Source organism: Gallaecimonas zhanjiangensis (assembly GCF_057624825.1).
Window position 1 is genome coordinate 2058087 of sequence record NZ_CM172603.1, and the last position, 26856, is coordinate 2084942.

Annotated in this window: 26 protein-coding genes; 11 read left to right on the plus strand and 15 right to left on the minus strand. The window is 56.7% G+C overall.

All coding sequences use genetic code 11. The annotated features are described in order from the left end of the window. Nucleotides 1-78 precede the first annotated feature (78 nt). Both AC22G1_RS09810 and AC22G1_RS09815 read left to right on the plus strand, forming a co-directional pair. On the plus strand, nt 79-564 hold the full coding sequence (locus AC22G1_RS09810; protein WP_487316597.1) for a MarR family winged helix-turn-helix transcriptional regulator: 486 nt from the start codon (nt 79-81) through the stop codon (nt 562-564). A gap of 93 nt (nt 565-657) precedes the next feature. Next, nucleotides 658-1842 (plus strand): DcaP family trimeric outer membrane transporter, encoded by a 1185-nt coding sequence (locus tag AC22G1_RS09815; protein ID WP_487316598.1) that lies wholly within the window; start codon nt 658-660, stop codon nt 1840-1842. A gap of 286 nt (nt 1843-2128) precedes the next feature. Here AC22G1_RS09815 and acs read toward each other — a convergent pair whose 3' ends face one another. The 3 genes from acs to AC22G1_RS09830 form a co-directional block, all read right to left on the minus strand. Then, the gene (acs, locus tag AC22G1_RS09820; protein ID WP_487316710.1) at nt 2129-4042 is read right to left on the minus strand and encodes an acetate--CoA ligase; all 1914 of its coding nucleotides are present in this window, start codon (nt 4040-4042) and stop codon (nt 2129-2131) included. A 150-nt stretch (nt 4043-4192) separates the two neighbouring features. Continuing rightward, the gene (gene actP / locus AC22G1_RS09825; RefSeq protein ID WP_487316599.1) at nt 4193-5851 is read right to left on the minus strand and encodes a cation acetate symporter; all 1659 of its coding nucleotides are present in this window, start codon (nt 5849-5851) and stop codon (nt 4193-4195) included. After that, a complete protein-coding gene (locus AC22G1_RS09830; RefSeq protein ID WP_050658155.1) occupies nt 5848-6159 on the minus strand; it encodes a DUF485 domain-containing protein in 312 nt (103 codons plus the stop codon). The genes actP and AC22G1_RS09830 overlap by 4 nt, the downstream gene beginning before the upstream one ends. A 132-nt stretch (nt 6160-6291) precedes the next feature. Between AC22G1_RS09830 and AC22G1_RS09835 the strand changes: the two genes are divergently transcribed. After that, the gene (locus tag AC22G1_RS09835) at nt 6292-9630 is read left to right on the plus strand and encodes a hybrid sensor histidine kinase/response regulator (RefSeq protein WP_487316600.1); all 3339 of its coding nucleotides are present in this window, start codon (nt 6292-6294) and stop codon (nt 9628-9630) included. Here AC22G1_RS09835 and AC22G1_RS09840 read toward each other — a convergent pair. Further along, nucleotides 9566-10231, minus strand: a complete 666-nt coding sequence (locus AC22G1_RS09840; RefSeq protein WP_487316601.1) for a response regulator — start codon at nt 10229-10231, stop codon at nt 9566-9568. The two genes, AC22G1_RS09835 and AC22G1_RS09840, sit on opposite strands and share 65 nt — an antisense overlap. A gap of 162 nt (nt 10232-10393) precedes the next feature. Here AC22G1_RS09840 and cobB point away from each other — a divergent pair, with 162 nt between their 5' ends. Beyond that, a complete protein-coding gene (gene cobB / locus AC22G1_RS09845; RefSeq protein ID WP_487316602.1) occupies nt 10394-11098 on the plus strand; it encodes a Sir2 family NAD+-dependent deacetylase in 705 nt (234 codons plus the stop codon). On the opposite strand, the gene AC22G1_RS09850 is transcribed toward cobB, so the two are convergent. The 5 genes from AC22G1_RS09850 to potA form a co-directional block, all read right to left on the minus strand. Beyond that, the gene (locus tag AC22G1_RS09850) at nt 11079-11996 is read right to left on the minus strand and encodes an alpha/beta fold hydrolase (RefSeq protein WP_487316603.1); all 918 of its coding nucleotides are present in this window, start codon (nt 11994-11996) and stop codon (nt 11079-11081) included. The two genes, cobB and AC22G1_RS09850, sit on opposite strands and share 20 nt — an antisense overlap. 68 nt (nt 11997-12064) lie before the next feature. Continuing rightward, on the minus strand, nt 12065-13108 hold the full coding sequence (locus AC22G1_RS09855; RefSeq protein WP_417360230.1) for an extracellular solute-binding protein: 1044 nt from the start codon (nt 13106-13108) through the stop codon (nt 12065-12067). Then, the gene (potC, locus tag AC22G1_RS09860; protein ID WP_487316604.1) at nt 13105-13872 is read right to left on the minus strand and encodes a spermidine/putrescine ABC transporter permease PotC; all 768 of its coding nucleotides are present in this window, start codon (nt 13870-13872) and stop codon (nt 13105-13107) included. The genes AC22G1_RS09855 and potC overlap by 4 nt, the downstream gene beginning before the upstream one ends. Then, complete coding sequence (gene potB, locus AC22G1_RS09865; RefSeq protein ID WP_487316605.1) at nt 13865-14725, minus strand: spermidine/putrescine ABC transporter permease PotB; 861 nt, start codon at nt 14723-14725, stop codon at nt 13865-13867. The genes potC and potB overlap by 8 nt, the downstream gene beginning before the upstream one ends. Beyond that, nucleotides 14718-15812: a spermidine/putrescine ABC transporter ATP-binding protein PotA gene (potA, locus tag AC22G1_RS09870; RefSeq protein ID WP_487316606.1), complete on the minus strand. Its 1095-nt coding sequence runs from the start codon at nt 15810-15812 to the stop codon at nt 14718-14720. Before potA ends, potB begins: the two co-directional genes overlap by 8 nt. Nucleotides 15813-15924: 112 nt before the next feature. Here potA and AC22G1_RS09875 point away from each other — a divergent pair, with 112 nt between their 5' ends. From AC22G1_RS09875 to AC22G1_RS09890, 4 genes are all read left to right on the plus strand, one after another. Continuing rightward, nucleotides 15925-16545 (plus strand): LysE family translocator, encoded by a 621-nt coding sequence (locus AC22G1_RS09875; RefSeq protein ID WP_487316607.1) that lies wholly within the window; start codon nt 15925-15927, stop codon nt 16543-16545. 96 nt (nt 16546-16641) lie between these two features. Beyond that, the gene (trhO, locus tag AC22G1_RS09880) at nt 16642-17616 is read left to right on the plus strand and encodes an oxygen-dependent tRNA uridine(34) hydroxylase TrhO (protein WP_487316608.1); all 975 of its coding nucleotides are present in this window, start codon (nt 16642-16644) and stop codon (nt 17614-17616) included. Further along, a complete protein-coding gene (locus AC22G1_RS09885) occupies nt 17609-18346 on the plus strand; it encodes a DUF975 family protein (protein ID WP_487316609.1) in 738 nt (245 codons plus the stop codon). Before trhO ends, AC22G1_RS09885 begins: the two co-directional genes overlap by 8 nt. Further along, the gene (locus AC22G1_RS09890; RefSeq protein WP_487316610.1) at nt 18343-19101 is read left to right on the plus strand and encodes a glucosaminidase domain-containing protein; all 759 of its coding nucleotides are present in this window, start codon (nt 18343-18345) and stop codon (nt 19099-19101) included. Before AC22G1_RS09885 ends, AC22G1_RS09890 begins: the two co-directional genes overlap by 4 nt. Nucleotides 19102-19128: 27 nt before the next feature. On the opposite strand, the gene ttcA is transcribed toward AC22G1_RS09890, so the two are convergent. From ttcA to AC22G1_RS09910, 4 genes are all read right to left on the minus strand, one after another. Beyond that, on the minus strand, nt 19129-20043 hold the full coding sequence (ttcA, locus tag AC22G1_RS09895; protein WP_487316611.1) for a tRNA 2-thiocytidine(32) synthetase TtcA: 915 nt from the start codon (nt 20041-20043) through the stop codon (nt 19129-19131). Between the two features lie 86 nt (nt 20044-20129). Then, nucleotides 20130-21044: a universal stress protein UspE gene (gene uspE / locus AC22G1_RS09900; protein WP_487316612.1), complete on the minus strand. Its 915-nt coding sequence runs from the start codon at nt 21042-21044 to the stop codon at nt 20130-20132. A 51-nt stretch (nt 21045-21095) separates the two neighbouring features. After that, nucleotides 21096-21791, minus strand: a complete 696-nt coding sequence (locus tag AC22G1_RS09905) for an OmpW/AlkL family protein (protein ID WP_487316613.1) — start codon at nt 21789-21791, stop codon at nt 21096-21098. A 136-nt stretch (nt 21792-21927) separates the two neighbouring features. Beyond that, nucleotides 21928-22650, minus strand: a complete 723-nt coding sequence (locus AC22G1_RS09910) for an FNR family transcription factor (protein WP_487316614.1) — start codon at nt 22648-22650, stop codon at nt 21928-21930. Between the two features lie 232 nt (nt 22651-22882). On the opposite strand from AC22G1_RS09910, the gene AC22G1_RS09915 reads away from it, so the two are divergent. Continuing rightward, nucleotides 22883-24154, plus strand: coding sequence for a tyrosine-type recombinase/integrase (locus AC22G1_RS09915; protein WP_487316615.1), 1272 nt, complete (start codon nt 22883-22885; stop codon nt 24152-24154). A gap of 77 nt (nt 24155-24231) precedes the next feature. Continuing rightward, nucleotides 24232-24498: a hypothetical protein gene (locus AC22G1_RS09920; RefSeq protein WP_487316616.1), complete on the plus strand. Its 267-nt coding sequence runs from the start codon at nt 24232-24234 to the stop codon at nt 24496-24498. Here AC22G1_RS09920 and AC22G1_RS09925 read toward each other — a convergent pair. Then, complete coding sequence (locus AC22G1_RS09925) at nt 24495-24755, minus strand: hypothetical protein (protein ID WP_487316617.1); 261 nt, start codon at nt 24753-24755, stop codon at nt 24495-24497. The two genes, AC22G1_RS09920 and AC22G1_RS09925, sit on opposite strands and share 4 nt — an antisense overlap. Before the next feature lie 143 nt (nt 24756-24898). Here AC22G1_RS09925 and AC22G1_RS09930 point away from each other — a divergent pair, with 143 nt between their 5' ends. After that, nucleotides 24899-25456, plus strand: coding sequence for a hypothetical protein (locus tag AC22G1_RS09930; RefSeq protein ID WP_487316618.1), 558 nt, complete (start codon nt 24899-24901; stop codon nt 25454-25456). 631 nt (nt 25457-26087) lie between these two features. Here AC22G1_RS09930 and AC22G1_RS09935 read toward each other — a convergent pair. Then, on the minus strand, nt 26088-26747 hold the full coding sequence (locus tag AC22G1_RS09935; RefSeq protein WP_050658183.1) for a response regulator transcription factor: 660 nt from the start codon (nt 26745-26747) through the stop codon (nt 26088-26090). Between the last annotated feature and the right edge of the window lie 109 nt (nt 26748-26856).

Here is a 26856-nt window from a genome sequence, read left to right on the forward strand (position 1 = left end):
TCAAAGGATCAAATCAAGTACTTATCAAAGCTATCCTTCGCAGTCTAAAATACCGCTTTTGTTCCGGGGGTAAGCTGTATGCAACCAGTAGATGAAGTATTGACCGCGCTTCGGCGCATCATTCGCGCCATTGACCTCCATTCCCGGCAGTTAACCAAGGAAACCTCCCTGACCGGCCCTCAGCTGATGTTGATGCGGGCCATCGCCGAGCATCCCGGCGATACCACCCGTAGTATCGCCAAGGTGGTAAATCTCTCTCAGGCTACAGTTACCAGCATAATTGACCGCCTAGAAGCAAAAGGGCTGGTATTTCGTCAGCGCTCGACCCTCGACAAGCGCAAAGTTGAATTAACTTTGACCGATCAGGGTAAAGAGGCTGTCTCCACCGCTCCGGCATTACTGCAAAATGCCTTCATCAAGCAATTTGAAGAATTAGCGCTTTGGGAACAAACTTTGATTCTGAGCTCCCTGCAAAGGGTGGCCAGTATGATGGATGCTGAAGGGATAGATGCATCACCCATGTTGACCTTGGAACAGCATTTGGCTTCGACCAAAGGCGAATAGGAAACTTAGGGAACTTTTGCAATATTTAAAGAATGAACTTCGGCAACATTAAAAAGATTGCCAATTGCAGCTACCACTACAGGAAGAGAGAACATGAAAAAGACTCTGCTCGCTGGCGCCATCGGTGCCATCGTATCCATGCCCAGCCACGCCGCTTTTGAATTGCTCAAAACCGACAACACCACTGTGACTTTCGGCGGCTACGCCAAAGCCTCTTTGAACGTTAGCAAGTTCAGCGAAGGCGCGCCTGCCAGCTCCAGCCTGGGCCGCATCTATTATGTTCCTAGCACCGTCTCTACCTCTGGTGGTAACGGTAACAACGACGACACTCTGCTGGATTTCACCGCCCGTGAAACCCGCTTTAACTTCGGCACCAAGACCCTGATCGACGGCCACGTCATCACCAGCTACCTGGAACTGGATTTCATGTCTGGCTACCCGGGCGACGAGCGTACTTCCAACTCCACCTCTCCTCGTCTGCGTCACGCTTACTTCACCTACGACAACTGGCTGTTCGGTCAAACCTTTACCACCTTCGAGAACACCACTGCACTGCCGGAAACCACCGACTTCCTGCCGGCTTCCGACGCTACCGTGTTCAACCGTCAGCCGATGGTACGTTACACCTCTGATTCCGGTGCTTGGCAGTTCGCTCTGGAAAACCCGGAAACCACTTACAGCCCCTACAACTCTGCCTCTCGTGTAGACGAAGACAACAGCATCCTGCCTGATCTGGTTGGTCGCTATAACATGAAAGGCGACTGGGGCAGCCTGGCCGTTGCCGGTCTGGTGCGTCAGCTGCGTGCCGACACCGTTGATGCCAACGGCGACGTACAAGACAACGAAACCAAAATGGGCTTTGGTGTGAACCTGTCTGGCCTGCTTAAAGCTGGCGATATGGACGATTTCCGCTTCAGCGTAACCGCTGGTGAAGGTATCGGCCGTTATGTGGCTCTGAACACCTTCAACTCCAGCAACGTCAAAGCCAACGGCGACCTGGACACCATCTCCACTGTCAGCGCCTTTGCCGCTTACCGTCACTTCTGGACCGAGAAACTGCGCTCCAGCTTTGTACTGTCTGGCACCTGGGCTGACAACAACGATACTGCCTCTCAGGCCCTGACCAAGAGCGTACAGTCTGTTCACGCCAACCTGATGTACTCTCCGGTTAAACCGATCTCCTTCGGTGCCGAGATTGTTTATGCCGAGCGTAAACTGGAGAACAACGACAAAGGCGACCTGACCCGTCTGCAACTGTCTGCCAAATACACTTTCTAATAAAGTGTTGGCCGAAAAAGCGCCGCTTGATGCGGCGCTTTTTTTATCCCTTTTTAAGCCTCGCCTGTTCCTTTCTTCCCTTGCATAACCATTCCCGTCACCAAAGAACCCTTACCGGACAATAAAAATGCGCGGTTTATCACCCGCCAATTTTTGTCAGGAGCGAAGACTGCGAAGGAGGCTTACGCCAAGAGAGTTGGATTAAAAGCTGCAGCGCTATGGTGAATTAGAAGAAATTGAACGTAAAAAAGCCCGCCTTAAAGGCGGGCTAATGGTTGGTAGGGTACTACTTGTTAAGACGGCTCTCGATAAGCACATCAATAACGCTGGGGTCGGCAAGGGTGGTGGTATCACCCAAAGCCTCACACTCGTTGGCGGCAATTTTACGCAAGAAACGGCGCATAATTTTACCGGACCGGGTTTTGGGCAAGCTCGGTGCCCACTGGATAAGGTCGGGGCTGGCCAGGGCGCCGATTTCTTTACGCACCCATTGGCGTAGGGCTTGGCGCAGCTCTTCGGTGGCTTCAACCCCGGCATTGAGGGTGACATAGGCGTAGATGCCTTGGCCCTTGATGTCGTGGGGGTAGCCAACGACCGCTGCTTCTGCCACATCGTGGTGGGAAACCAGTGCCGATTCCACCTCGGCAGTACCCATACGGTGGCCGGAGACGTTAATCACGTCATCGACCCGGCCTGTTATCCAGAAATAACCGTCTTCGTCCTGGCGGGCACCGTCACCGGTGAAGTAGTTGCCAGGGAAGGTGGAGAAGTAAGTTTGGATAAAGCGCTCGTGGTCACCATAAACGGTGCGCATTTGGCCGGGCCAGGAGTCGCTTATCACCAGGTTGCCTTCCCCCTCAACCGGGTTGCCGGTGGCGTCCACCAACTGCGGCTGGATGCCGAAGAAGGGCAGGGTAGCCGAGCCGGGTTTGGCATCTACCGCGCCTGGCAGCGGGGCGATCATGATGCCGCCGGTTTCGGTTTGCCACCAAGTGTCGACGATAGGGCAGCGGCCCTTGCCAATCACCTCGTGATACCAGCGCCAGGCCTCGGGGTTGATGGGCTCGCCCACGGTGCCAAGGATGCGAAGGCTCTTGCCGTCAAGCTTGGCAAAATGCTCGTCGCCCTGGGCCATCAGCGCCCGGATAAGGGTTGGTGCGGTGTAGAGAATGGCTACCTGATGGCGGTCTACCATTTCGGCCAGGCGGCTTGGGCCGGGAGAGTTGGGCACGCCTTCGTGCAGCAGGCAGGTAGCGCCGTTGGCCAAAGGCCCATACACCAAGTAAGAATGCCCGGTGATCCAGCCGATATCGGCGGTACACCAGTACACTTCACCGGGTTTGTAATCAAAGACCACTTCGTGGGTCAGGGCGGCATACACCAGGTAACCGCCGGTGGTGTGCAGCACCCCTTTGGGTTTACCGGTAGAGCCGGAGGTGTAAAGGATAAAGAGCGGATCTTCGGCGGCCATTTCTTCGGCCGGGCAGTCTTTGCCGGCGCCTGCTTCCAGGTCATGCCACCACAAGTCGCGCCCTTCAACCCAGTTGATGTCGTTGCCGGTACGCTTGTAGACAATCACCTTGTCCACAGTGGTGATGTCTTTGTGCGACAGGGCCTCATCCACGCTGGCTTTAAGGGGAATGGCGCGGCCGCCACGCAGGCCTTCATCTGCGGTGATAACCAGTTTTGATTTGCCGTCGATGATGCGCCCGGCAATGGAGTCGGGGGAGAAACCGGCAAAGACCACGGAATGGATGGCGCCAATGCGGGCACAGGCCAGCATTGAGACCACCGCTTCCACCACCATCGGCATGTAGATGGTGACTACGTCGCCTTTTTTAATGCCCTGGGCTTTGAGGACATTGGCAAAACGGCACACTTTGGCGTGCAGTTCGCTGTAGGTAACGTTGGTAATGGTGTTGCCGTCATCCGATTCCCAGATAAGGGCCACGGTGTCGCCGTTCTTGGCAAGGTGGCGGTCAAGGCAGTTGGCACTGGCGTTGAGGGTGCCGTCTTCGTACCAGCGGATGTGGAGGTTATGAGGGTCGAAGGAAACGTTCTTGACCTTGGTATAAGGCTTCATCCAGTCAATGCGTTTACCCTGCTCGCCCCAAAAGGCCTCCGGGTCTTTCACCGACGCCTGGTACAGAGCCTGGTATTTGGCCTTGTCCACATGGGTGTTGTCGGCGATGTGCTGCATGACGGGGTAGCGATCTTTCAACATAGCATTCCCTATCTTGTTATCGGATTGTTGGTCCGAGTATGTATAGCAAGGGGGGCCCCTCACCATTAGACCAAAGTAGAAAAAACCCGGCAGTTGCCGGGTTTTTGACGGGTGATGGCGGCTGTTTTAGTGCTCTACGGCACCGGTAGCGCCCACCCCGGTATGGCAGCGAACGAACTGGGGTACAAAGCGTGCCCGTTCCTCGTCTGCCGCTTCGGACTTGTCGGTAATGCTGAAGAACCAAGTACCCACAAAGGCCACCACTACCGAGAACAGCGCGGGGTATTTGTAGGGGAAGATGGCATCTTCAAAGCCAAGCACCGCCACCCACACGGTGGGGCCGATGATCACCAGGGTAACCGCGGTGATAAGGCCCATCCAGCCGCCAATCTTGGCGCCACGGGTGGTGAGCTTGGACCAGTACATGGACAGGAACAGCACCGGGAAGTTGGTGGAAGCAGCGATGGCGAAGGCTAGGCCCACCATGAAGGCGATGTTCTGTTTCTCAAAGGCGATGCCAAGGAGGATGGCAACGATACCAAGGGCAACGGTGGCCATGCGCGACACTTTCAGCTCTTCACGCTCGGAGGCTTCGCCGTGGCGGAACACGCTGGCGTACAAGTCGTGCGACACCGCAGAGGCGCCAGCAAGGGTCAGGCCGGAGACCACCGCCAGGATGGTGGCAAAGGCCACGGCAGAGATAAAGCCGTAGAACAAGTCGCCGCCCACCGCTTTAGAGAGGTGCACCGCTGCCATGTTGTTGCCACCCAAGAGGGCGCCGGCGGCATCCTTGAATTCCGCATTGGTAGACACCAGCAGGATGGCGCCAAAACCAATGATGAAGGTCAGGATGTAGAAGTAGCCGATAAAACCGGTGGCAAAGAACACCGATTTACGGGCTTCTTTGGCGTCACTGACGGTGAAAAAACGCATCAGGATGTGCGGCAGACCGGCAGTACCGAACATCAGCGCTATCCCCAGGGAGATGGCGGAGATGGGATCTGACACCAAGCCGCCCGGCGCCATGATGGCCGCGCCTTTGGGGTGTACCTTGACCGATTCTTCAAAAAGGTGCGACGGGTTAAAGCCCACATGGTAGAGCACCATGATGGCAATGAAGGTAGCACCGAACAGCAACAATACTGCCTTGATGATCTGCACCCAGGTGGTGGCCAGCATGCCGCCGAAGGTCACATACAGCACCATCAGCACACCCACCAACACCACCGCATAGTGGTAGGGCAGGCCGAACAGCAGTTGGATAAGCTTACCGGCACCTACCATCTGGGCGATGAGGTACAGGGCCACCACCGCCAAGGAGCCACAAGCAGCCAGGGTACGGATGGGTTTTTGCTTGAGGCGGTAGGACGCTACGTCGGCAAAGGTGTAGCGGCCGAGGTTACGCAAGCGCTCTGCAATCAAAAACAGAATAAGCGGCCAGCCCACCAAAAAGCCGATGGAGTAAATCAGGCCGTCAAAGCCGGAGAGATACACCAGGCCGGAGATCCCCAAAAAGGACGCGGCCGACATATAATCGCCGGCGATGGCCAAACCATTTTGAAAACCGGTTATGCCGCCCCCAGCGGCGTAATAGTCGGCGGTGCTTTTGGTGTTTTTGGCCGACCACCAGGTGATAGCCAAGGTCAGGGCCACAAACAGCAAGAACATGACGATGGCCGACACGTTCAAGGGTTGCTTATGCACTTCCCCTTCAATGGCACCGGCGGCACTGGCCAAGCCCGGCAGCATCAACAGGGTGGCGGGGAGGAGATGTTTCATCTTCATTTTTTGGCCTCCTCGATAATGGCGCTGTTTTCTGCGTCAAACTCGCGGTTTGATTTGCGCACATAGATGCCGGTCAGTACAAAGGCGCTGATAATGACGCCAAGCCCAACGGGGATCCCCCAGGTCACAACAGAGCCTTCGCTGATCGGTTTACCGAAAGTGGCGGGGCTAAAAGCGATGATCAGGATAAAAGCGAAGTAAATAACCAGCATGATCGCTGACAAAAACCACGCAAAGCGCTCCCTACGCGCCACCATGTCCTGAAATCGCTTGCTGCTGTGTATTTTTTCGTATAGCGGATGGTCCATGATGGAACTCCTTGTTAACAGGTCGTTCACAAGTTAGTCAGGTTCCGGTAATTTCGGCCAGTCGACTTTAGTCGAACCCACAGAAATACAGGGCTGTGGTACAAATAGCGGGTAACATTTGGAGGGGATGGAATGCCGCTTTGGTTAATGGGGACCTTTTCCCTGGCCTACGTTTTATTGCTGTTTGGTATTGCTTATTGGGGCGATCGCGCCCGGCGCAAATTCAACCCTCCCAGCCGTAAATTGATCTACGCCTTTTCGCTGGCTGTTTATTGCTCGTCTTGGACCTTCCTTGGCACCGTCGGCCAGGCCTATCACTCGATTTGGTCTTTCCTGCCGGTCTACTTGGGGCCGGTATTGCTGCTGGCCTTTGGCTACCCGATGATCAAAAAGCTCATCCGGGTCTGCCATGCCCAGCGCATTACCTCGGTGGCGGATTTTCTGGCCGCGCGCTACGGCAAATCACAAATCCTGGCGGTAACCGTCACCTTGATTGCCATCCTGGCCAGCCTGCCGTACATCGCCTTGCAGTTAAAAGCCATGGTGATGGGGTTTGAGCTGCTGGCCGATACCCGTTTGCCCCGCACCGCTATTGCCGCTGCGGTGGCGCTGGCGCTGGTGCTGTTTGCCTCCTTGTTTGGCACCCGAAAGCTCGATGCCACCGAGCATCACCCCGGGCTGATGCTGGCCATGGCCTTTGAGTCGGTGGTGAAACTCGTCGCCCTTATCACCGTGACGCTGGTAGTGGTGTACGCCAGCTTTGACGGCTTTGGGGATCTCATCACCGAGGCGGTTATCAAAGACCGCATCACCCAGGAGGCCTCTTCCTCGCTGCCGGCGGTGCTGGCCCAGAGCCTGGTGGGGGCCTGCGCCTTTTTATGCCTGCCAAGGCTGTTTCATGTGATGGTGGTGGAGAACCAGGAGCAGCGAGATTTAAAAACCGCCCGCTGGATCTTTTGCTGCTACTTGGTGCTGATGGCCATTCCGGTGGTGCCGCTTGCCATGGCCGGTAGCCTTATCGCGCCGGTTGACCACAGCCCAGACGGCTTTGTGATCTCCCTGCCGCTCTACCAAGGCCACCCCTGGGTAGCGGCGCTGGCACTGCTGGGCGCCATTTCCGCCTCCACCAGCATGGTGGTGATGGCGGCGGTGACCATCGCCATCATGGTGTCCAACGAATTGGTGCTGCCGCTGCTGCTACGTACCGGCTCTATCGCTGGCCGTAACTTCGAACGTTTCTCCACCCTGCTGCTGCGCATTCGCCGCTTGATCATCCTGGTGCTGATGGCCCTGGGTTTTGGCGCCTATTACCTGATGGGCCAGCAAGAACGGCTGGCCGGGTTTGGCCTTTTTGCCTTCGGTATCTTTGCGCAGCTGGCGCCGGCGCTGATTGGTGGCCTGTATTGGAGCCAGGGCCACCGCAAAGGGGTGATGCTGGGCATTGTGGCCGGCCTTGGGGTCTGGTGGCTGCTGGCCGGGCAAATGCTGTCGAGCTACGCCATGCTGGTGTCCCTCCTGGTCAACGCCATGACCTACGTGCTGGCCTCCATGGCCCTTCGCGCCGGGGTGCGAGACCGGCTCCAGGCTGCCGCCTTTGTTGCCCACCAGGGCGGCCGTAATGGCGGTAAGCACCAGGGGTATCTGAGCGTGCAAGACCTCAAGCTGCTGGTATCGCGCTTTGTGGGCCCTGAGCGGGCCGAGAGGATGCTCCAGCGCTATTTGCGTGACGGGGTGATGAGCCGCCAGTCGCTGCCGCGCCTGGCCCCTGACGATTTACTTGAAGAAGCCGAGCGCTTAATGGCCTCGGTCATTGGTGCCTCCAGCGCTGCCCTGGTGCTGCGCTCGGCCCTTGAAGGGCGCGACATCGGCCTTGATGAAGTAGTGACCCTGGTGGATGAAGCCACCGAGCAGCTGCATTTTTCCCGCGACTTGCTGCAAGGGGCTATCGAGCATGCCTCCGAAGGCATGTCGGTGGTGGACAGAGACTTGAATCTCGTCGCCTGGAACCGCCGTTATTTAGAGCTTTTTGAGTATCCTCCCGGCTTTATCTACGCCGGGCGCCCTGTGGCCGATCTGATTCGCATGAACGCCGAGCGCGGCTGGTGCGGTAAAGGTTCGGTGGAAGAGCACGTGGCGCGGCGGGTCAACTACATGAAGATGGGCAGCCCTCACAGCTCCGAGCGCCAGCGCCCCGACGGGCGGGTGATAAAGCTGCAAGGCAATCCCATGCCCAACGGCGGCTTTGTAATGACCTTCTCCGACATCACCTCCTATCGCGCCGCCGAGCGGGTGCTAAAAGACGCCAACGAGGCACTGGAGGCCCGGGTTGAAGAACGCACCCACGAGTTGGTGGTGGCCAAGGCCGCCGCCGACAAGGCCAACCAGGGCAAAAGCCGGTTCCTGGCCGCCTGCGGCCACGACCTGATGCAGCCCCTGAACGCCGCCCGGCTCTTTGTGTCGGCGCTGCTGCAACGCACCGAAACTGGCACCGAGCAGGCTTTGTTGCTGGAAAACACCACCATCTCCTTAAAAGCCGCCGGCGAGCTGCTCACCGATCTCTTGGACATCTCCAAGCTCGATGCCGGCACCATGAAGGTGCGGCGGGTCAATTTTGCGCTGGATGAACTGCTGGGCAACCTTGCCTACGAGTTCAAGGCCCTGGCTGACGAGCAGCAAATCGACTTTCACTGGGTCAGCTCCGATGCGGTGGTGGATTCAGACAAAATGCTGCTGCGCCGCATCGTGCAAAACTTTTTAACCAACGCCTTTCGCTATTCTCGTGGCGGTAAGGTATTGCTTGGCGCGCGCCACCGTGGCCGCGACCTTTGCATCGAGGTGTGGGACACCGGCCCCGGCATCGCCAAGGAAAACCTCGCCATCATCTTTGAAGAGTTCAAACGCTTTGATAAGGGCGAGAAGGGCCTGGGCCTTGGCCTTGCCATCGCTGACAGGATGAGCCGCATTTTGGGCCACACCTTGTCGGTACGGTCCTGGGAAGGGCGCGGCTCGGTGTTTTCGGTGACGGTGCCGCGCGGGGTGCGAAGCGCCGCGGCGCCGCAACAGTTGATGCCCATGAACGACCGCACCCTCACCGGGCGCCACGTGTTGTGCATCGACAACGAGACCGCCATCCTCGATGGCATGCGCTCCTTGCTGACCGGCTGGAACATGAAGGTGTCGACGGCCCGTAACCGTAGCGAAGCCCAGGCCATCATTGCCCGCGAGCAAATCGACATGGTGCTGGCCGATTACCACCTCGACGAGGGGGACAACGGCCTGCAGGTCATGCAGCTACTTCGGGAACAAAAAGGCGGTTTGCTGCCGGGGATCTTGATAACAGCCGACACCCGTCAGGAGCTTATCAGCGAGACGCAGCAGTCCGGTTTTGGCTTTATGGCGAAGATGGTTAAGCCAGCGGCCCTGCGTGCCATGATGGATCGGGCACTGGGCCCAGGCTCTGCAGGGCGATAACCGCCTGGGTGCGGTTACGCACATCGAGCTTTCGAAAAATGGCGGTGGCGTGGGCCTTGATGGTGGCCTCCGACACCCCCAGCTCGTAGGCGATTTGCTTGTTCAAAAGGCCGTCGGAGAACATCACCAGCACTTTGTACTGCTGCGGGGTGAGAGACGCCAGGCCCTGGGCCAGCTGATGTTCCTGCTGGGATTGGGGCTCGGGCATAAAGCCGGGCGGAAACCAGGTATTACCAGCCAATACCTGATTAAGGGCTTCGGCGATGGCATCGGGGTGGGAAGACTTTGGCACAAAGCCCAAGGCGCCGTGATGGTAGGCGCGGCTCATTGAGCTGTTATCCTCATGGGCAGACACCACCACCACCGGCACCGCCGGGTAATGCTGGCGCATCAGGATAAGAGATGAGAAACCATTGGCCCCTGGCATGGTCAGATCCAGCAGCACTAAATCGGGGTTGGCGACACTCAGGGCCGCTTCCAGCGCTTCGACATCACTGGCTTCACGGATCTGGGCCTGGGGCAGGGCGGCTGAGATAGTCAGCCTAATGGCGGCACGGAACAGTGGGTGATCATCTGCTATCAGGATATCGACCGGGATCATCAGGAGCCTTGTATATAAGATCTGCTGCTTGAGTGTATCGGTTATGGGCTGGTAAAAAAAGACTTAGCAGCTGGTCGGGCATGTGTAACGAGCCCCAGCGCAATAGATTGAAAATCATAAGATTACACTTTTAAGTGTAATAAAAGACATGGGAAGTGTAACGTGAGCCAAGGCCATTACAGTCGTATTGTTGTGCTGACCGGCGCCGGGATCAGCGCCGAATCCGGTATAAAAACCTTCCGGGATAACGGTGGGCTTTGGGAGCAGCACCGCCTGGAAGATGTGGCCACCCCCGAGGCCTTCTTAAAAGACCCGGCCCTGGTGCAGCGCTTTTATAACGAGCGCCGTGCCCAACTGCCCGAGGTGTCCCCCAACGCCGCCCACCTGGCCCTTGCCGAGTTGGAAAAGGCCCTCAGCGGCACCCTGGTCATTACCCAAAACATCGACGACCTTCACGAGCGAGCCGGTAGCCACCACCTGGTGCATATGCACGGTGAGCTCAGCAAAGCGCGCTGCGTCAAAAGCGGGCAACTGTTTAGGGTCACCGAACCCTTGGACGAGCACAGCCTGTGTACCTGCTGCGTGCCGGCCAATACGCTGCGCCCCCATGTGGTGTGGTTTGGTGAGATGCCCCTGGGGCTTGATAGGATCTTCCACGCCCTGGCCCAGTGCGATCTGTTTATCGCCATCGGCACCTCGGGCCAGGTTTACCCGGCGGCGGGCTTTGTGGACGAAGCCTTATCACAAGGGGCGCACTGCATTGAGGTAAACGCCGAGCGCTCGGAAATAAGCCACAAATTCCAGGAGCACCGCCGCGGGCCAGCGTCTGTGGAGGTGCCCAAGCTGGTCAAGGAACTGCTGGGCTGACAAAGTCGGCAATGTACGCGCTGATGGCGCCGGCCTGGGTGTAAAACAGCTCATGGCCGGCGCCGCCAAAGGGCACCAGCTTGGCGTTGGGAATATGGGCCAGCACCGCCGTGGCATTGTCAAAGCCCACCACCTCATCTTCCAGGCCATGCAAAATCAAGGTCGGGCAGCGGGTTAGCGGCTGGGCCAGGGGCGTAAGGCGTTCAAACTGGCGGACATCGTTTTGTAGGCCATCGGCAAAGTAGGGAAACAGCGACAGGTATTCCTCGAAGGCCAGCTCCATCTCGTTCTGCCTGCCTTGGTTCGGGAAATAATGGCTCAGTACCGGTGATGCCAGCCAGGCAAGGTAGGTGTGGTCTAGCGCCAGGCGAATAAGCCGGGCGTAACGGCCATCGCGTTTGTCTTCTGGCAGCGGTAGCGCCAGGGCCTCAATCAGTATCAGCGCCTTGCACTGCTCGGGGTGGCGATGAGCAAAGGCCAGGGCACTGGGCCCGCCACCGGAGATCCCCACCACCACCACCTGCTGATACCCAAGGTTAGTGACCAGCTCTGAAAACGCATCGGCCTGCTGGGTAGGCGTGGCGCCGGTTGTCAGCGGCGTGCGCAGGTAACCGGGGCGGCTGACCGAAATAAGCGAAAACCGGTCATCAAAAAGGGGTTGGTAGAGCGGGAAGTTGAGGTTGCCCCGGTAGCTCGAAGGGGTGCCGTGGAACTGCAGTATCGGCTCGCCTTTACCTTTTATCTGGTATTCCAGCGGCCCCTGGCGGGTCTGCATCAGCTGGCTTTGGGCTGTCCATTTCTCGTAGCTAAGCTGTTGGAACCGTAAAAAGCGTTGATAACCCAGGGCCAGCAGCACCACTATCACCAGCCCCAGTACGATGAACAGCCGTTTTAGCATGGACAGACCCTCGCAGCAGGCACTTTCCAAGCATAGGAAACAAAAAAGGCTCCCGAAGGAGCCTTTTTTCAGTGGCCGGTTTTGAGTTTGGTCCAGTACTTCTCGTAGATACCGATGGCATCGCCAACGTCGGTCTGGAACTGGCCCTTATCCACGGTGGCTTTGTCGGGGAAGATAACCTTGGAGTTCTTCAGCGCGTCAGGCAGCAGCGCCTTGCCGGGCAGGTTGGGGGTGGCGTAACCCACGTACTCCACGCATTCCTTGGCCACTTCGGGGCGCATCATGTAGTTGATGAATTTAAGCGCCGCCTCGGTGTGCTCGGCGTGAGAGGGAATGGCAAAGGAGTCTACCCAGAAGATGGCGCCTTCTTTGGGGTAGATATAAGCGAGATTCCCGCCTTCCTTGTTGGCCATGTACACCTCGCCGTTCCAGATCATGCCGATGTCGGCATCGCCAGACAGATACGGCAGGCGCGGCGCATCGGAGTTGAACACCTGGGTGTTGGCCACCAGCGGCTTGAGGGTCTCGTAAGCCTTTTCAATCTCTTTAGGGTCGGTGGTGTTGGCTGAGAAACCGTTCAGCGTCAGGCCAATCTGAAACACTTCGCGCACATCGTCGGTCAGCAGCAGCCGGCCCTTGTATTCGGGCTTGAACAAGTCCTTCCAACTGGTGATGGTTTTGGGGTCGATTTCATCGGCGTTAACGCCAATGGCGGTAGAGCCCCAGAAGTAAGGCACCGAGTATTGGTTGTTCGGATCGTAGGGCTTGTTGAGCAGCGCCGGGTCGAGGTTTTTGAAGTTATCGAGCTTGCTCTTGTCGATTTTTTGTAAGAGGCCGTCTTTGCTCATCACGCTGATGTAATAGGTGGATGGCACCACCACGTCGTAACCGGCGCCGTTGGTGAGCTTGAGCTTGGCAAACATCGCCTCGTTGGACTCGTAGTTGGTGACATTCACCTCGATGCCGGTTTCCTTGGTGAAGTTCTCAATCACGTCATCGGGAATGTATTCAGACCACACATACAGGTTCAGCTCTTTGTCTTGTGCCTGGGCGGCAAAGGCACTTAGCCCCAGCATCAGCGCCAGGGCGCCGCGGCGGATCTCTTTGTTCATTTTTTCTCCCTCATCAACCATTGGGACAGCAACACCAGAATTAGCGATATCCCCAGCATCACCGCTGCCAGGGCATTAACCTCGGGTTTGACCCCGACTTTCACCATGGAAAAGATCTTCACCGGCAGCACATCAAAGCTGGGCCCTGTGACAAAACTGGAGATGATCACGTCGTCCAGCGACAGGGTGAAGCTTAGCAGCCAGCCACCAGCAATAGCGGGTTTTGCAAGTGGCATCAAGATCTTGCGAAACACCACAAACTCGTTGGCACCCAAGTCTCTTGCCGCTTCCACCATCCGTACGTCAAAGCCTTTAAGGCGCGAATAGACGGTGACAACCACAAATGGCAGGCAGAAGGTGATATGGGCAAACAGCAGCGGCCAAAAGCCCTGACCAAGACCCAACAGCACAAAGAGCGCCAGGAAGGACACGGCCATCACGATGTCTGGCGACATCATCACCACAAACAGCAAGGTTGAGAGCGCTCCTTTGCCCTTGAACTGGTAGCGAAACAGCGCCACCGCCGCCAGGGTGCCGATAAGGGCGGCAAAGGTGGCCGCCAGCAGGGCTATCACCACCGAGTGCCAGGCGGCGTCCATCAGGCCGTGGTTATTCCAAAGCTCCACAAACCATTTCAGGGTAAAACCCTTCCATTCCAGGCCAAAGCGGTGCTTGTTAAAGGCGTTAACCAGCAAAATGCCAATGGGCACATACAGATACACCAGCACCAGGGAGATGATAAGGGCGCGAAGTGACTTAACCATCCAGCGCCTCCCGGCGGTTGATACGCTTGGCCGCCTGCCAGTAAAGCGCCAGCAGCAGGCCCATAAAGAGGGTGATCACCACGCTGGCCGCCGACCCAAAGGGCCAGTCTTGCACCAGCAGAATTTGCCGCTTGATGATGTTGCCCACCAGCATATCCTTGCCGCCGCCCAGCATGTCCGAGACATAGAACATGCCCATGGCCGGCAGGAACACCAGCAGGCAACCGGCAACGATACCGGGCATGGTCAAGGGCAGTACCACATGAATAAAGGTGCGGATTTTGCCGGCGCCAAGGTCGGCGGCGGCTTCAAGGTAACGGCCGTCGAGTTTTTCAATGGCACTGTAAAGGGGCAGTACCATAAAGGGCAGCAAAATGTAGACAAGGCCGAAGATAACGGCACCATTACTGTAAAGCCAGGTGATGCCGTTATCGGTAATGCCGGTAGCGATCAGCACCGCGTTCAGCAGCCCTTTCTTACCCAGCAATATTTTGATGGCGTAGGTGCGAATTAGGCTGTTGGTCCAGAACGGCACTATCACCAAAAACAGCAGCACCGGCCGCCACTTGGGGTTGAGGCTGGCGATGGCGTAGGCAAAGGGGTAGCCGATGAGCAGGCAAATCAGGGTCGCGATAAACGACAGCTTGACCGACAGATACAACACCTCGGCGTAGAGCGGGTCCATCAGCTGCTTGTAGCTGTGCAGGCTAAGAGGCAGCTGCACCAGGCTGTTGTCGCCTTTGCTGAGGAAACTCGACACCAGGATCATCAGGTTCGGCAGCAGTACAAATACCACCAGCCAACAGCTGATAAGCCCTATGGCCCAGAATTTAAAGGACTTGAGCTTATTCATCTGCCAGCACCACCTCCCATTGCGGCACCCAACTCACCACCACCGTTTCATTAAGGCTGTGGTCGAAATCCGGGTCGTCCTCGTCGAAAAACTCCGACACCTGGATCCGGTTGCCGTCGGCCAGCTCCACCAACGAATCAAGAGTCGCGCCTTTATAGGTGCGCTCAACCACCCGGCCGGCGAGGCCTTGCTCGCTGCTGACCGCATCAAGGCGCAGGTCTTCGGGGCGCAGCATCACTTTGACCTTTTGGCCAGGCGCAAAGCTGTCTTTACCGTTCACCTTGAAGGGCTTGCCAAGGATGGTGACATCCAGATGGGTGCCGTCGTGGCCCACCACCTCGGCGTCAAAGATATTGATTTCGCCAATAAAGCGCGCCACAAAAAGGCTTTCGGGAGTCTCGTAAATCTCCCTTGGGGTGCCCAGCTGCTCGGCGCGGCCGTTATTCATCACCAAGATGCGGTCAGACATAGACAGCGCCTCTTCCTGGTCATGGGTGACGAAGATAAAGGTGATGCCCAGGCTGCGCTGGAGCTGCTTAAGCTCCCACTGCATGGCTTTTCGAAGCTTGAAATCGAGGGCCGAGAGGGATTCGTCCAGCAGCAACACCTTGGGCTTGTTCACCACCGCCCGGGCGATGGCAACCCGCTGCTGCTGGCCGCCGGAGAGCTGATGGGGCTTGCGCTTGGCAAAGCTGTCCAGCTGCACCATTTTCAGCGCGTCCATTACCCGGCTTTGAATGTCGCCGGCGGCGACTTTCTGCATTTTCAGGCCAAAAGCGACATTGTCGAATACCGTCATATGGGGAAAGAGCGCGTAGCTCTGGAACACGGTATTCACATTGCGCTTTTCAGCGGGCAGGGCGGTGTTGTCGATACCGGCTATTTCAACGGTACCGGCGTCGGCGTTTTCCAGGCCGGCGATAAGGCGCAGCGCCGTGGTTTTGCCGCAGCCTGACGGGCCAAGGATGGTAAAGAACTCACCGTCTTCGATGGTCAGGTCCAAACCGGCCAGCACGGCCTTGCCGTCAAAGTGCTTCTCAACACCTTTAAGCACCACTACCGGGGGCTTTTTCTCAACGTGGGTCATGTTTGTTTGTGCAAGTTGGCCAGCAAAAGAGGGCATTTTAAAGAAATGCGCTGGCACTGATAAGGGTAATGAAGGTAAAAAGCGGGGTTAAGTCTTGTGAACGCGGTTTTTTATGTCTTTTGAACAGTTTTTGCTGCTGGCCGGCGCCCACTTGTTGGCGGTGGTAAGCCCGGGGCCGGATTTCGCTGTGGTGAGCCGCCACGCCATTGCCTTTGGCCGGCGCTGCGCCCGTTTTGTGGCCTTTGGTGTTGGCTGCGGCATCCTAGTGCACATGGCCTACACCTGGGCCGGGGTGGCTTTGCTACTAAAAACCCACCACTGGCTGGAGGTGAGCTTTTCGGTGGTGGCCGCCGCCTATCTTCTTTACATGGCCTGGGGCGCCCTTCGCTCAAGCCAGGGTATGGCCCTTAGCGCCGAGCAGGGCGATGCCCCTGATGCGTGGCTGTCCTTTCGCCGCGGCTTTTTAACCAATGCCCTTAATCCCAAGGCAACGCTGTTTTTCCTGGCGCTGTTTGGCTCAGTGCTCAATACCAGCCCCAGTGGCTGGCAGATGCTGGGGATCTCCGCCTACTTGGCCTTTGCTACCGGCCTTTGGTTTGTGGTGCTGGGCTGGCTGCTTACCGCCGGGCCTTTGGGGCGATTCCTGGCGGTGAAGGGCTATTGGATAGACCGTATCCTTGGGGTTTTCCTGGTGGCGCTTGCCGCACGTCTCATTTACGGACTTTTCTGGTAGAATGCTGCCTTAACATCAAAAAGGGCGCCAACAGGCGTCCTTTATCTTGGTTACGCGCCGGCTTTACGGGTCGGTCAGCTGAAAGAGGACATCACTATGGCCCAGTTTGTGGTCGCGGCCTTGTATAAATTTACCCGCCTGCCTGAATTTGAACGCCTCCAGCAACCGCTGCTGGACTTGATGAGCAAGCACGAGGTCAAAGGCACCTTGTTGCTGGCCGCCGAAGGCATTAACGGCACCGTTTGCGGCCCCCGAGCCGGTATCGACACCCTCAAAGCCTTTTTGGATGCCCAGCCTGCCTTTGCCGGCTTGAGCTACAAAGAATCGTTCAGTGACGAGCAAACCTTCTATCGCACCAAGGTGAAGCTCAAAAAAGAAATCGTCACCATGGGCGTTGAAGGCATCGACCCCAACCGGGTGGTGGGCACCTATGTCAAACCCCAGGACTGGAACCGTCTGATAAGCGACCCCGAGGTGCTGCTGGTTGATACCCGCAACGACTACGAAGTAGCGGTAGGCACCTTTAAAGGCGCCCTTGACCCCAACACCAAGGCCTTTCGCGATTTCCCCGCTTATGTAAAAGAACACCTGGACCCGGCCCGCCACAAAAAGGTGGCCATGTTCTGCACCGGCGGCATTCGCTGCGAAAAATCCACGGCGTACCTTAAAGAACAAGGCTTTGACGAGGTCTACCACCTTGAAGGCGGCATCCTTAAATATTTGGAAGAAGTGCCAGCCGAGCAAAGCCTGTGGCAAGGCGAGTGCTTTGTGTTCGACCAGCGGGTTACCGTTAAACACGGCCTTATCCAGGGCAGTTTTGACCAGTGCTTTGCTTGCCGCCGCCCCATCAGCGACCAAGACAAAGCCTCTGACCGCTACCAGCAAGGGGTGGCTTGCCCCCACTGCTTTGACGAGATGAGCGAAGAGCAAAAGGCACGTTTTAGCGAGCGCCAAAAACAAATCGCTCTTGCCAAGGCGCGCAACCAAACCCATATTGCTGCCGACGTCACCCAACTCAAGGCTGAGAAAGAGGCCCGCAAACAGGCCCTGGCTGAAAAGAACAATGACTGAACAAGAACCCCAGACCGTCCACGTAGGTGGCTCGGTAGATAAAGCCCTGGCCCGCGCCATTTCGCTCGATATCGGCGCCATGCTCAAAGAAGCCTGGCAAGGGGCTGCCCGCCTTGACCGTGGCATGCTCTCACCGCTATTGATGCTGGTGGGCCTGAGCCTGGTACTGGGCTCCATCATGCTCGAAGTAATGGATATGCTGGGCTGGTCTATCACCGACATCCAGGGTCAAAGCCTGCTGCAACTGGTGCTCACCGTGATGTTGGCGCCGGCCTACGCCGGTATCCAATTGATTGCCCTGCAACATGTGGTGGGGCTACGCCCCCCGCTTAACATGCTCTGGCACTGGTATCGAATTGGCCCGGTGCTGAGCCTGGCGGCCTTGCTGACCATGGCCATCTCCAGCCTCGGCACGGCGCTGTTCATTATTCCCGGATTGTTGCTGCAAGTGGTGCTGGCTCCGGTGCTGATGCTGGTGGCCGATAAAGGCATGTCGCCTTTTGCTGCCATTCGTGTCTCGGTGATCGTTGGCTTCAAATACTTTGCGGCCTTCCTGGTTTGCCAACTGCTGCTGATTGTCACGGTGGTGGCAGGGGTGCTGACCTTTGGCCTGGCAGCCTTGTGGCTGGCGCCGTTTTATCTTCGTTTTCAAGCCATTATCTACCGCGAGCTGTTTGGTGTGCGGCTTAAACTGGCCCGTGGCCAGCAACAGGCGCTGTTTAACGCATGATGGTGCAAACCCTGCGTGCGCCGCTGTTGCTGCTGGTGGTATTGCTGGCGCTGCTGGCCTGGCTGCGCCAAGGCGGTGAGGCGCCGGCGCGCCAGGCCAGTATCGGCTCGACGGTCGTGCCGGACTTTAGCCAGTACCAGGATGTGGCCGAGAAGAAAAAAGCCTTTTTCTCTTACCTGCGCCCCCTGGTGGAGGCCGAGAACGCCCGCATTCTTACCGAGCGTGGCCGTTTAAAAGCGCTGCTGGGCAAAAGCAAATTAAGCCCCGCCGAGCAGGAATGGCTGGATAACCTTGCCATCCGCTACGACGTGCCGTTGCCTCTTGATACCGAGAACCGCCAAACCTTGCTGCGCCGGGTAGATAAACTGCCGGTGGCGCTGGTGCTGGTGCAGGCCGCCAATGAGTCGGCCTGGGGCACCTCCCGCTTTGCCATCGACGGCAACAACTTCTTTGGCCAGTGGTGTTACGTGGAAGGTTGCGGCCTGGTGCCGCAAGACAGGGTAGAGGGGGCCAGCCACGAGGTGGCCAAGTTCAGCTCACCCCAGGCGTCGGTGCGCAGTTATATCCATAACATCAACACCAATAACGCGTATCGCGGGCTTCGGGAGATCCGCCAAACGGCTCGCCAAAAGGGCCAGGACCCTAAAGCCGAGAGCTTGGTGCAGGGCTTGATGCGCTACTCAGAGCGAGGCGGCGCCTATGTGCGGGAGCTGTCGAGCATGATAAGCCACAACCGGCGCTACATGACCGATTAAAAAACGCGCCCTTGGGCGCGTTTTTCGTTACAGGGCTTTGACTGCCAAGGTCAGGGCCGGGTCAATCTCGATGCCGTCTTCGTCGTCTTCAACCACCGGGTTGGTAAAGCTTTCCCGGTCAAAGGCGGTGTCGCCATCCAAACCCTCGGCGTTGTCGCGGCTCAGGCCCTTGAAGTCGAACAGGGCGGTGTCAGCCAGATGCGAGGGCACCACGTTTTGCAGGGCTTTAAACATGGTCTCGATGCGGCCTGGGTATTGGCGGTCCCAGGTTTGCAGCATCTCTTTAATCACCTGGCGCTGCAGGTTGGGCTGCGAGCCGCAGAGGTTACAGGGAATGATGGGGTATTCCCGGGCCTCGGCGTACTTGATGATGTCTTTTTCGCGGCAATAGGCCAGCGGACGGATCACCATGTGTTTGCCGTCGTCCGACACCAGCTTGGGCGGCATCGCCTTCATCTTGCCACCGTAGAACATGTTCAGCAGCAGGGTTTCGAGGATGTCGTCGCGGTGGTGGCCAAGGGCAATTTTGTTGCATTTAAGCTCGGTCGCGGTGCGATAGAGGATACCGCGGCGCAGCCTTGAGCAAAGCGAGCAGGTGGTTTTGCCTTCTGGCACCTTTTCTTTAACGATGGAGTAGGTGTCCTCGTTAACAACGAGGTACTCCACGCCCAGAGTGTCGAGGTACTGGGGCAGAACATGCTCGGGAAAGCCGGGCTGTTTTTGGTCAAGGTTCACCGCCACCAGGTCGAAATGCACCGGGGCCGAGGCCTTGAGGTTCATCAGGATCTCAAGGAGGGTGTAGGAATCCTTGCCGCCGGACAGGCAAACCATGATGCGGTCGCCGTCTTCAATCATGTTGAAATCGCTAATGGCCTGACCCACATGGCGACGCAGCCGCTTTTGCAGCTTGTTGAAATTGTATTGTTGCTTGTGGCCGGACATGCCCGCTCCCATACAGCCTGCTTAGGGGCGCATATTATACGCAAAAGAAAACGCCGCGCTATGCGCGGCGTTTCAAGTTGCGGGCCTTAATCCTTGGCGGCGGGTTTAAGGGCCAGAAGGTCGCTCTCGAGGCGGTCAATCACCTGCTCGGCGGTGTTGCCGATAAGGGCGGCAGTCAGGCCGGTGCGGCCCACGGTGCCCATGATCACCAGCTCCGCGTTAAGGCTCTCGGCCACGGCCGGGATAACGTCTTCGGGCAGGCCTTCTTTGACATGGATATGGTCACCGGCAATACCAAAGGCCGCGGCATGCTCTTTGGCCTGCTTCTCGTGGTGTTCCTTCATGGCCTGGGTGTAGGCCTGAGGGTCAAACTCCGGGATCTCGATGGCAATGTTCACCGGGGTGCCGGGGTAGGCGGTAACCAGATGCAGGTCGGCGTTGATAAGCTCGGCAATGGCTTTACCTTCGCGGGTAATGACATCGTCCAGCTGTTGGTGGGCGTCGTCTTCAGAGCCGCAGTTCACCGCTGCCAGTACCACGCCGTTCTCGGGCCATTCATGGTCTTTTACCAGCATCACCGGTACCGGGCATTTACGCAGCAGGTGCCAGTCGGTGGGGGTAAAGATAACGGCCTTGAGGGTGGAATGTTCGTGGGTGGATTTAAAGAGCACGTTAAAGCCGCCTTCGCTAACGGCTTTGAGGATGCTTTCATAGGGCCTGTTGTGCCAGGCGGTCATGACTTCCACTTTCAGGCCATCGGCCTGCAGGGGTTTTGCCAGCTCGTCCAGCCATTCGCGGCGCTGGCTGAGAATGCCGTTACGCATTGCCTCGCGCTCGCTGGATGAGAGCATGGTGGTCATTTCGTAGGAGAAGTCGTAAATGGTCAAAAACAGGGTGATCTGGGCACCGGTTTTCTTGGCCAAAAAGGCTGCTCGGGACAGGGCAGGTTGCTGCGTTTCATTAGGATCCACAACAACCAGGATTTTATTGAAATCTGCCATGATACACCTCCATCAGAAGGGGCCCGGTACGGACCCCTTTTTCATAAGGTATTAAAAACGATAGCCAATAGCCAGGTAGGCGACAACAGGGTCGATGTCCACATCGACTTTTTGCACGGTCTGGCCATTTACTTTAACCCGGGCCTTGGTGTCGATGTCGGCATACCACACGGCAGCGCGCACAAAGAACTGTTGGTTGATGGCCCAGTCAACCCCTACCTGGCCCGCCAGGCCTACGCTGTCGGACAGGGTCAGCTCTTTGTCACCGGTCAGGCCAAGGGAGTCGAGGGTGTCGCTCATCTGGCCGGAGATCTTCTCGTTAAAGAACTTGGTGTAGTTCAAGCCGATGCCCACATAAGGGCGCACCGGGTTACCGTCAAGAAAACGGTACTGAAGGCTCAGGGTAGGGGGCAGCTGCTTGGTTTTACCCACGTTCAGGCCGTCAACCGGGGTGCCGGGAGAGCTTAGGGTGATTTCGTGGCTGAACGGGGTGGCGGCCAGCAGCTCGACAGACCAATTGGCGTCGATGTCGTAGTTGACGGTCAGGCCCAGTTGGGTGTCGTCGTCCACCTTCACTTCGGTGGAGTTGGCCGGCAGACCAGCCGCGGCCTCAACGTTGGTCAGGTGGCTGGAGCTGTCGTTGGGGTTGACGTTGATGGCGCCAGCGGTGATACGCCAACCGGCGTCATCAGCTACAGCAGAACCACAAACCAGAGCGGCCGCAAGGGCCAGAGCAGAATAGCGCATGGGAACTCCCTACCAAATGCTTTAAGGGCTAATGAATAACTGGCAGCAAGAGTAGTCCCGGGGTTGGGCGGTTAAGTTGTTCTGGATCAAAAGAAAAAGGCCCCTTGGGGGCCTTTGGCGTTGCAGATGATTTAGATCAAACCTCGAGGGGATCGGCGGCAACTTTAGAGAGGCCTTCAAGGTCCACCACGGTAATGAACTTACCCGATACTTGGATAAATCCGGCCTTTTGGAAGCGGCCCAGCAGGCGGCTGATGGTTTCGACCGTCAGTCCCAGGTAGTTACCGATGTCGCCGCGGGTCATGGTCAGGCGAAATTCCTTGGGGGAAAAGCCGCGGGCGCCAAAACGGTTGGAAAGGTTCATCAAAAACGAGGCCAGCCGCTCTTCGGCAGTCTTTTTAGAAAGCAGCAGCAGCATGTCCTGGTCGCCCTTAATCTCTGAAGACATCAAGCGCATGATCTGCTGGCGAAGCTTGGGCATGGTGCCGGAGAGGCTATCTAAGGTATCAAAGGGAATTTCGCAGACCATGGCTGTTTCCAGCGCCTGGGCAAAGGACACATGGTTGCCCTGGCCGATGGCGTCAAAGCCGATGATGTCGCCAGGCAGGTGAAAACCGGTGATTTGCTCTTCGCCTTCTTTGGTGAGGGTGTAGCTTTTGATGGTGCCGGAGCGAATAGCGTAGAGCGAGTCCAGGTTCTGGCCAGCCTCAAACAGGGTGTCGCCTTTGTGCACCGGCTTTTTGCGCTCGATGATGCTGTCCAGCTGGTCCAGCTCTTGAGTGCTCAGGGTAAAAGGAATGCACAGCTCGCTCATGGCGCAGTCGTGGCAATGAATGGCGCAGGTAGAATTACGATGCATCTTGGTATCCCTCTGGCTGGCTGACCTGGGCCCGGATTGGCTTCAATGCCTTTTAATGGGTACAGCTGTGGCCCAATGTTTGCCTAGGATAACGGCAGCGGCGCCTCTATTGCCAGCATGTGGCTAAAAAAGGCAGGGATGTTGGCCCGTTCCTGCCTAAATTTCGACACGCTGTATATAAATACAGTTAATGGTAATATCCCCACCATCACCTGCTTTACAACCCGCCATCATGCAATTGCCCCCGGTATTACCACTTTTTGACCGTACCAGCCTGGATGAAGGCAACCCTGTTATTAATCAGCACCTTGCCGAGCTAAGCTTGGCCGCGGTGCCACAGGCGGGGCTGATTTACCAGTTTGCAGTGCAATACCTGGCAGAATCGGCTCACCACGACAACAACTTCAAAGCCTACCGCTCCGAGCTCACCGGTTTTTTGCACTGGTGCTTTGATGTGGCCAAGCAAAGCCCGGTAAGCCTCGACAGGCGCGGCTTTGGCCAATACATCCTTTATTGCCAGGCGCCGCCAGACGAGCTGATCGCTTATCGCAACGTGGCCCAGTTTGTGGCCGACGCCGGTTGGCAGTGCCGGTTGCCCAACCCCCACTGGCGCCCCTTTCTTGGTAAAAAGGGCCAGCCGTATCAGCTCAGCCCCCGGGCCCTGGCAACAAAAGTGGCCATCCTTTCTTCCTTTTATACCTTCTTGATTGATGAGGAACTCACCGAGCGAAACCCCGCCACCCAATGGATGCGCCATAACGCCCGCAGCCGCCAGGTACCGGTTTCCCTTGCCTGGGACGGCGAGGACGATCTCAAAGCCTTCTCCGAGTTGCAGTGGTCCTACGTTATGGCCACCGCCAGAGCCATGGCTGACCAGGCGCCCGAGCGCCACGAGCGCACCTTGTTTTTGGTAAGCCTTCTTTATGGCTGCTACCTGCGCATCTCGGAAGTGGCCGCAAGGCCCGGGTTTTCGCCGGTGATGGGCCAGTTTCGCCGCGACAGCAAAACCGGCGTCTGGGGTTTTCGGGTGCCGGTCAGTAAAGGTGGCAAGCGGCGCAATGTGGCGGTATCCAAAGACTTGCTGGTGGCCCTTGAGCGCTACCGGCGCTTTCTAGGCTTAAGCCCGCTGCCAGCGCCGGGGGACAGCACGCCCTTATTTATCCGCCAAAAGGCGGCCGGGCGGGGCAGGGAACAAGGCCAGCTCAATGCCAACCTGGGGGTGAGGCAACTTCGAGAAGAAATAGACAAGCTGATAAGCCAGGCCTGCGACGCTGCCATGGCCGACGGTTTTACCCAGGACGCCCAGGAAATGCGCGAGATGACCGCCCATAACATTCGCCACACCGGCATCAGCCACGACATCAACCTCAACCACAGGCCGCTTTCCCACGTGCAGGCCGACGCCGGCCACGACAGTATCCATACCACCAGCCTTTACCTGCATACCGCCGTGCAAGAGCGCCACCAAAGTGCCAGCAATAAAAAGCTCGACCCCCTTGAATAAGGGAGCTTGATTTCAATCAAGCTTTTCCACATTAGCGGCGAGTAATGTAAGGCGGTGCTAAAAGAGGAGGGCAGGGAATGCAAACACCGTCGCACTATATATTGAGTTTCGATACCCCATCGAACTTGTTAAGCCTGGAGCTACACAACCTGCTTATCAGCTGGCACGCCAAACGGCTTTGCCGCCACAGCTGGTACCTGGAAACCCGGCTCCACCACTTGGCAGAGCCGATACTGGACGAGCTGAAAAAGCACCTTGGCGAGAAGGACAGGGTAGTGGTGGTGCAATGCCAGCAATTGGCGCTCTTTAATACCCTGACCGACCCTTTTAAAACGTCCCGTTAGTCGTCCACTTTGTCCGGCTCTGAGTCCACCGCCGTGACCGACACCTCAACCCGCGCCCCCGGCGCCCAGCCGGTTTGGGCAAGCAGCGCTGCATCAGCCGCTGCTGGCACCTCAAAGTAGTAGCCAATCACAGTGTTGCCGTCGGCCGACAGCACTGGGTCCAGCTCCGCTTTTAGCGACTCCCATTGCTGATGGCTGATCCCCAGCTCCTCGGCAATGGCGGCCCCTTGCTGGGCATCTCCAAAATAGTTTTCCATCTGTATTCTCCCATGGGTTAACGCCACCACTTATGCCGCCAACCAGCACTCGCCACAACCTATATCTGGGTATAAGCGTTAATGCCGATAACGGGATTTATCGGCATTGTAATTATAAGGAAGTAAGGAATAGAATAATTTACGTGTATAAAGATAAGGGACTGCATATGCCGTATCCAAAAGACAGGGGCGAAACAGATAAAAAGCATGACTTAGTCTTGAACTATTCAAAAATAGCATATGAGGACTGTCAACAAACATTAAATGATATCGAGTCAAAAGCAGCTAAGTTCATAAGTCTTCTTTCGACAGGAATCGTTGCATTTACGGTTTTGATTAGAATTTTTCAAGAGAAAATTTTTTCAATGGACTCATTTGGAAGTGTTTTTAGTTTTGTTTTAGTCCTCATTACGTACTTTTTCTTCTCCGTTGCGTGGTACCGTCTTTATAAAACGCTGAGTATATCGACTCATCCTATTAGAAAGTTCGATCGTTATTTCATGAATGTTCTGTTAAGCAGAAGCTTAAATAAGGCTAGGAGAGGACTTGCAATACATCACCGAGATGCTATTAAAGTTATGTGTGATGTAATACACGTTAAATCAGATAATCTTCAGATAGCTTATGATTTTGTGTGTTACTCAATGGTGTCTTTCACAATTTCATTTGTTTGCTCTGGTTTTTTAATGAAAGGAGATTGATATGCTTTACAGGGTTGATGACGAAGATGATGACGATCGAATTTCGGACCCTGAATGGGTAAGAAAGCAGCATGCTCCACCTCCACGTAATAGCGACGACTGAAAAAAGCCCCGTAGGGGCTTTTTTATTGCGAATCTTATAGTGGCCAGGGGAGTTAGGCTGTTCGCAAGCCTAAAGCGAGTAAAATTAGCTGAGATGCAGGCGCAGCGTGGTCTCTAATATGTAGTCAGCTATCACCAGTAGCGCGCCAAAACAGACGAAGAACTGTCGATTTGGACCACGTTAGCAGTGTGCAAGCCACGGAGCAGCGGCTAGCGTGGCTGCCTTGATGCTGTCTCTGATGCCGCTGAAACCCGTCTACGCCGGTGCGCATAACATTGCGCATAATGTATATTATGTTAAATCGCATGTGGCATTATACCAGCCCCTGGTCATTTAGGTTTAGACGTCTACTGCTCTTGGCTTTGGTTTAGCTTTATTCCTGCTGCTGCCAACCTTTTTCGGGCTGCACTGTGCCAATAACCATATGGGCAAGCTACGAAGCCACGGTGCGTGGGCGCCGCTACGCTTACCGATCGGCATATTGCCCCTGCTTGCGGTTAACTTTTCACGTAGCGACGCGTCGGTTTTTTAGCTTTGGGTGGAATATCCCAGGCCCCGGCGGTTAATCACCGGCAGCTCGCCACCTTGGCTGCGCACTTTGCGGCGGATATACGACAAATGCACTTGCAGCGCGTTATGGCTGATCTGATGGCCTTGCTGGGTCAAGGTGCTGATGATGCTCTCGGGCGTTACCGCCAGGCCCTGGCCGTTGAAGATGCACAGCAGCACCTGGAATTCCACCGGCGTTAAATGGACTTGCTGGTCGGCAAAATACAAAGATTTACTGCGCACCGACAAGCTGTAGTCGCCGGCCTGGTGGCTCTCATGGCCCCACTTGATATTGCAGCGCCTTGATAACGCCTTGAACTGCGCCACCAGCTCCTGGCAAGAGCTGAGTTTGGAGATAAAAACGTCGGCCCCATTTTCCAGCGCCGAGACCAAGGCGCAGCCGCTACTGGCCACCGCCACCAAGGCGGTATGTTGGTGCTGCTGGCGTAGCTGCTCTATAAGCGCCAGCCCTTGCGTGCTGTCGTTATCAAGGTCCACTACCACCAGCTCCGGCTGGGTGGCCAGTACCTTTTCCATGCTGTCTGGCGCCGGCGTGGCTTCAACAACTTGCACGGCAGCCTCTTGGCAGCGGGCCAGAAAGCGCGGGTCCGGGTCATGGGAAAATAACAGTGCCTTCATTGCCCACCTTTGCAGGCAAAACGGCGAAATGTGTGGAAAGCCATGAGATCTCGTATCAATAGCATTTGTATTGACACTAGAGAGTCAGCCTTAAGAGTCTGTTAAATCT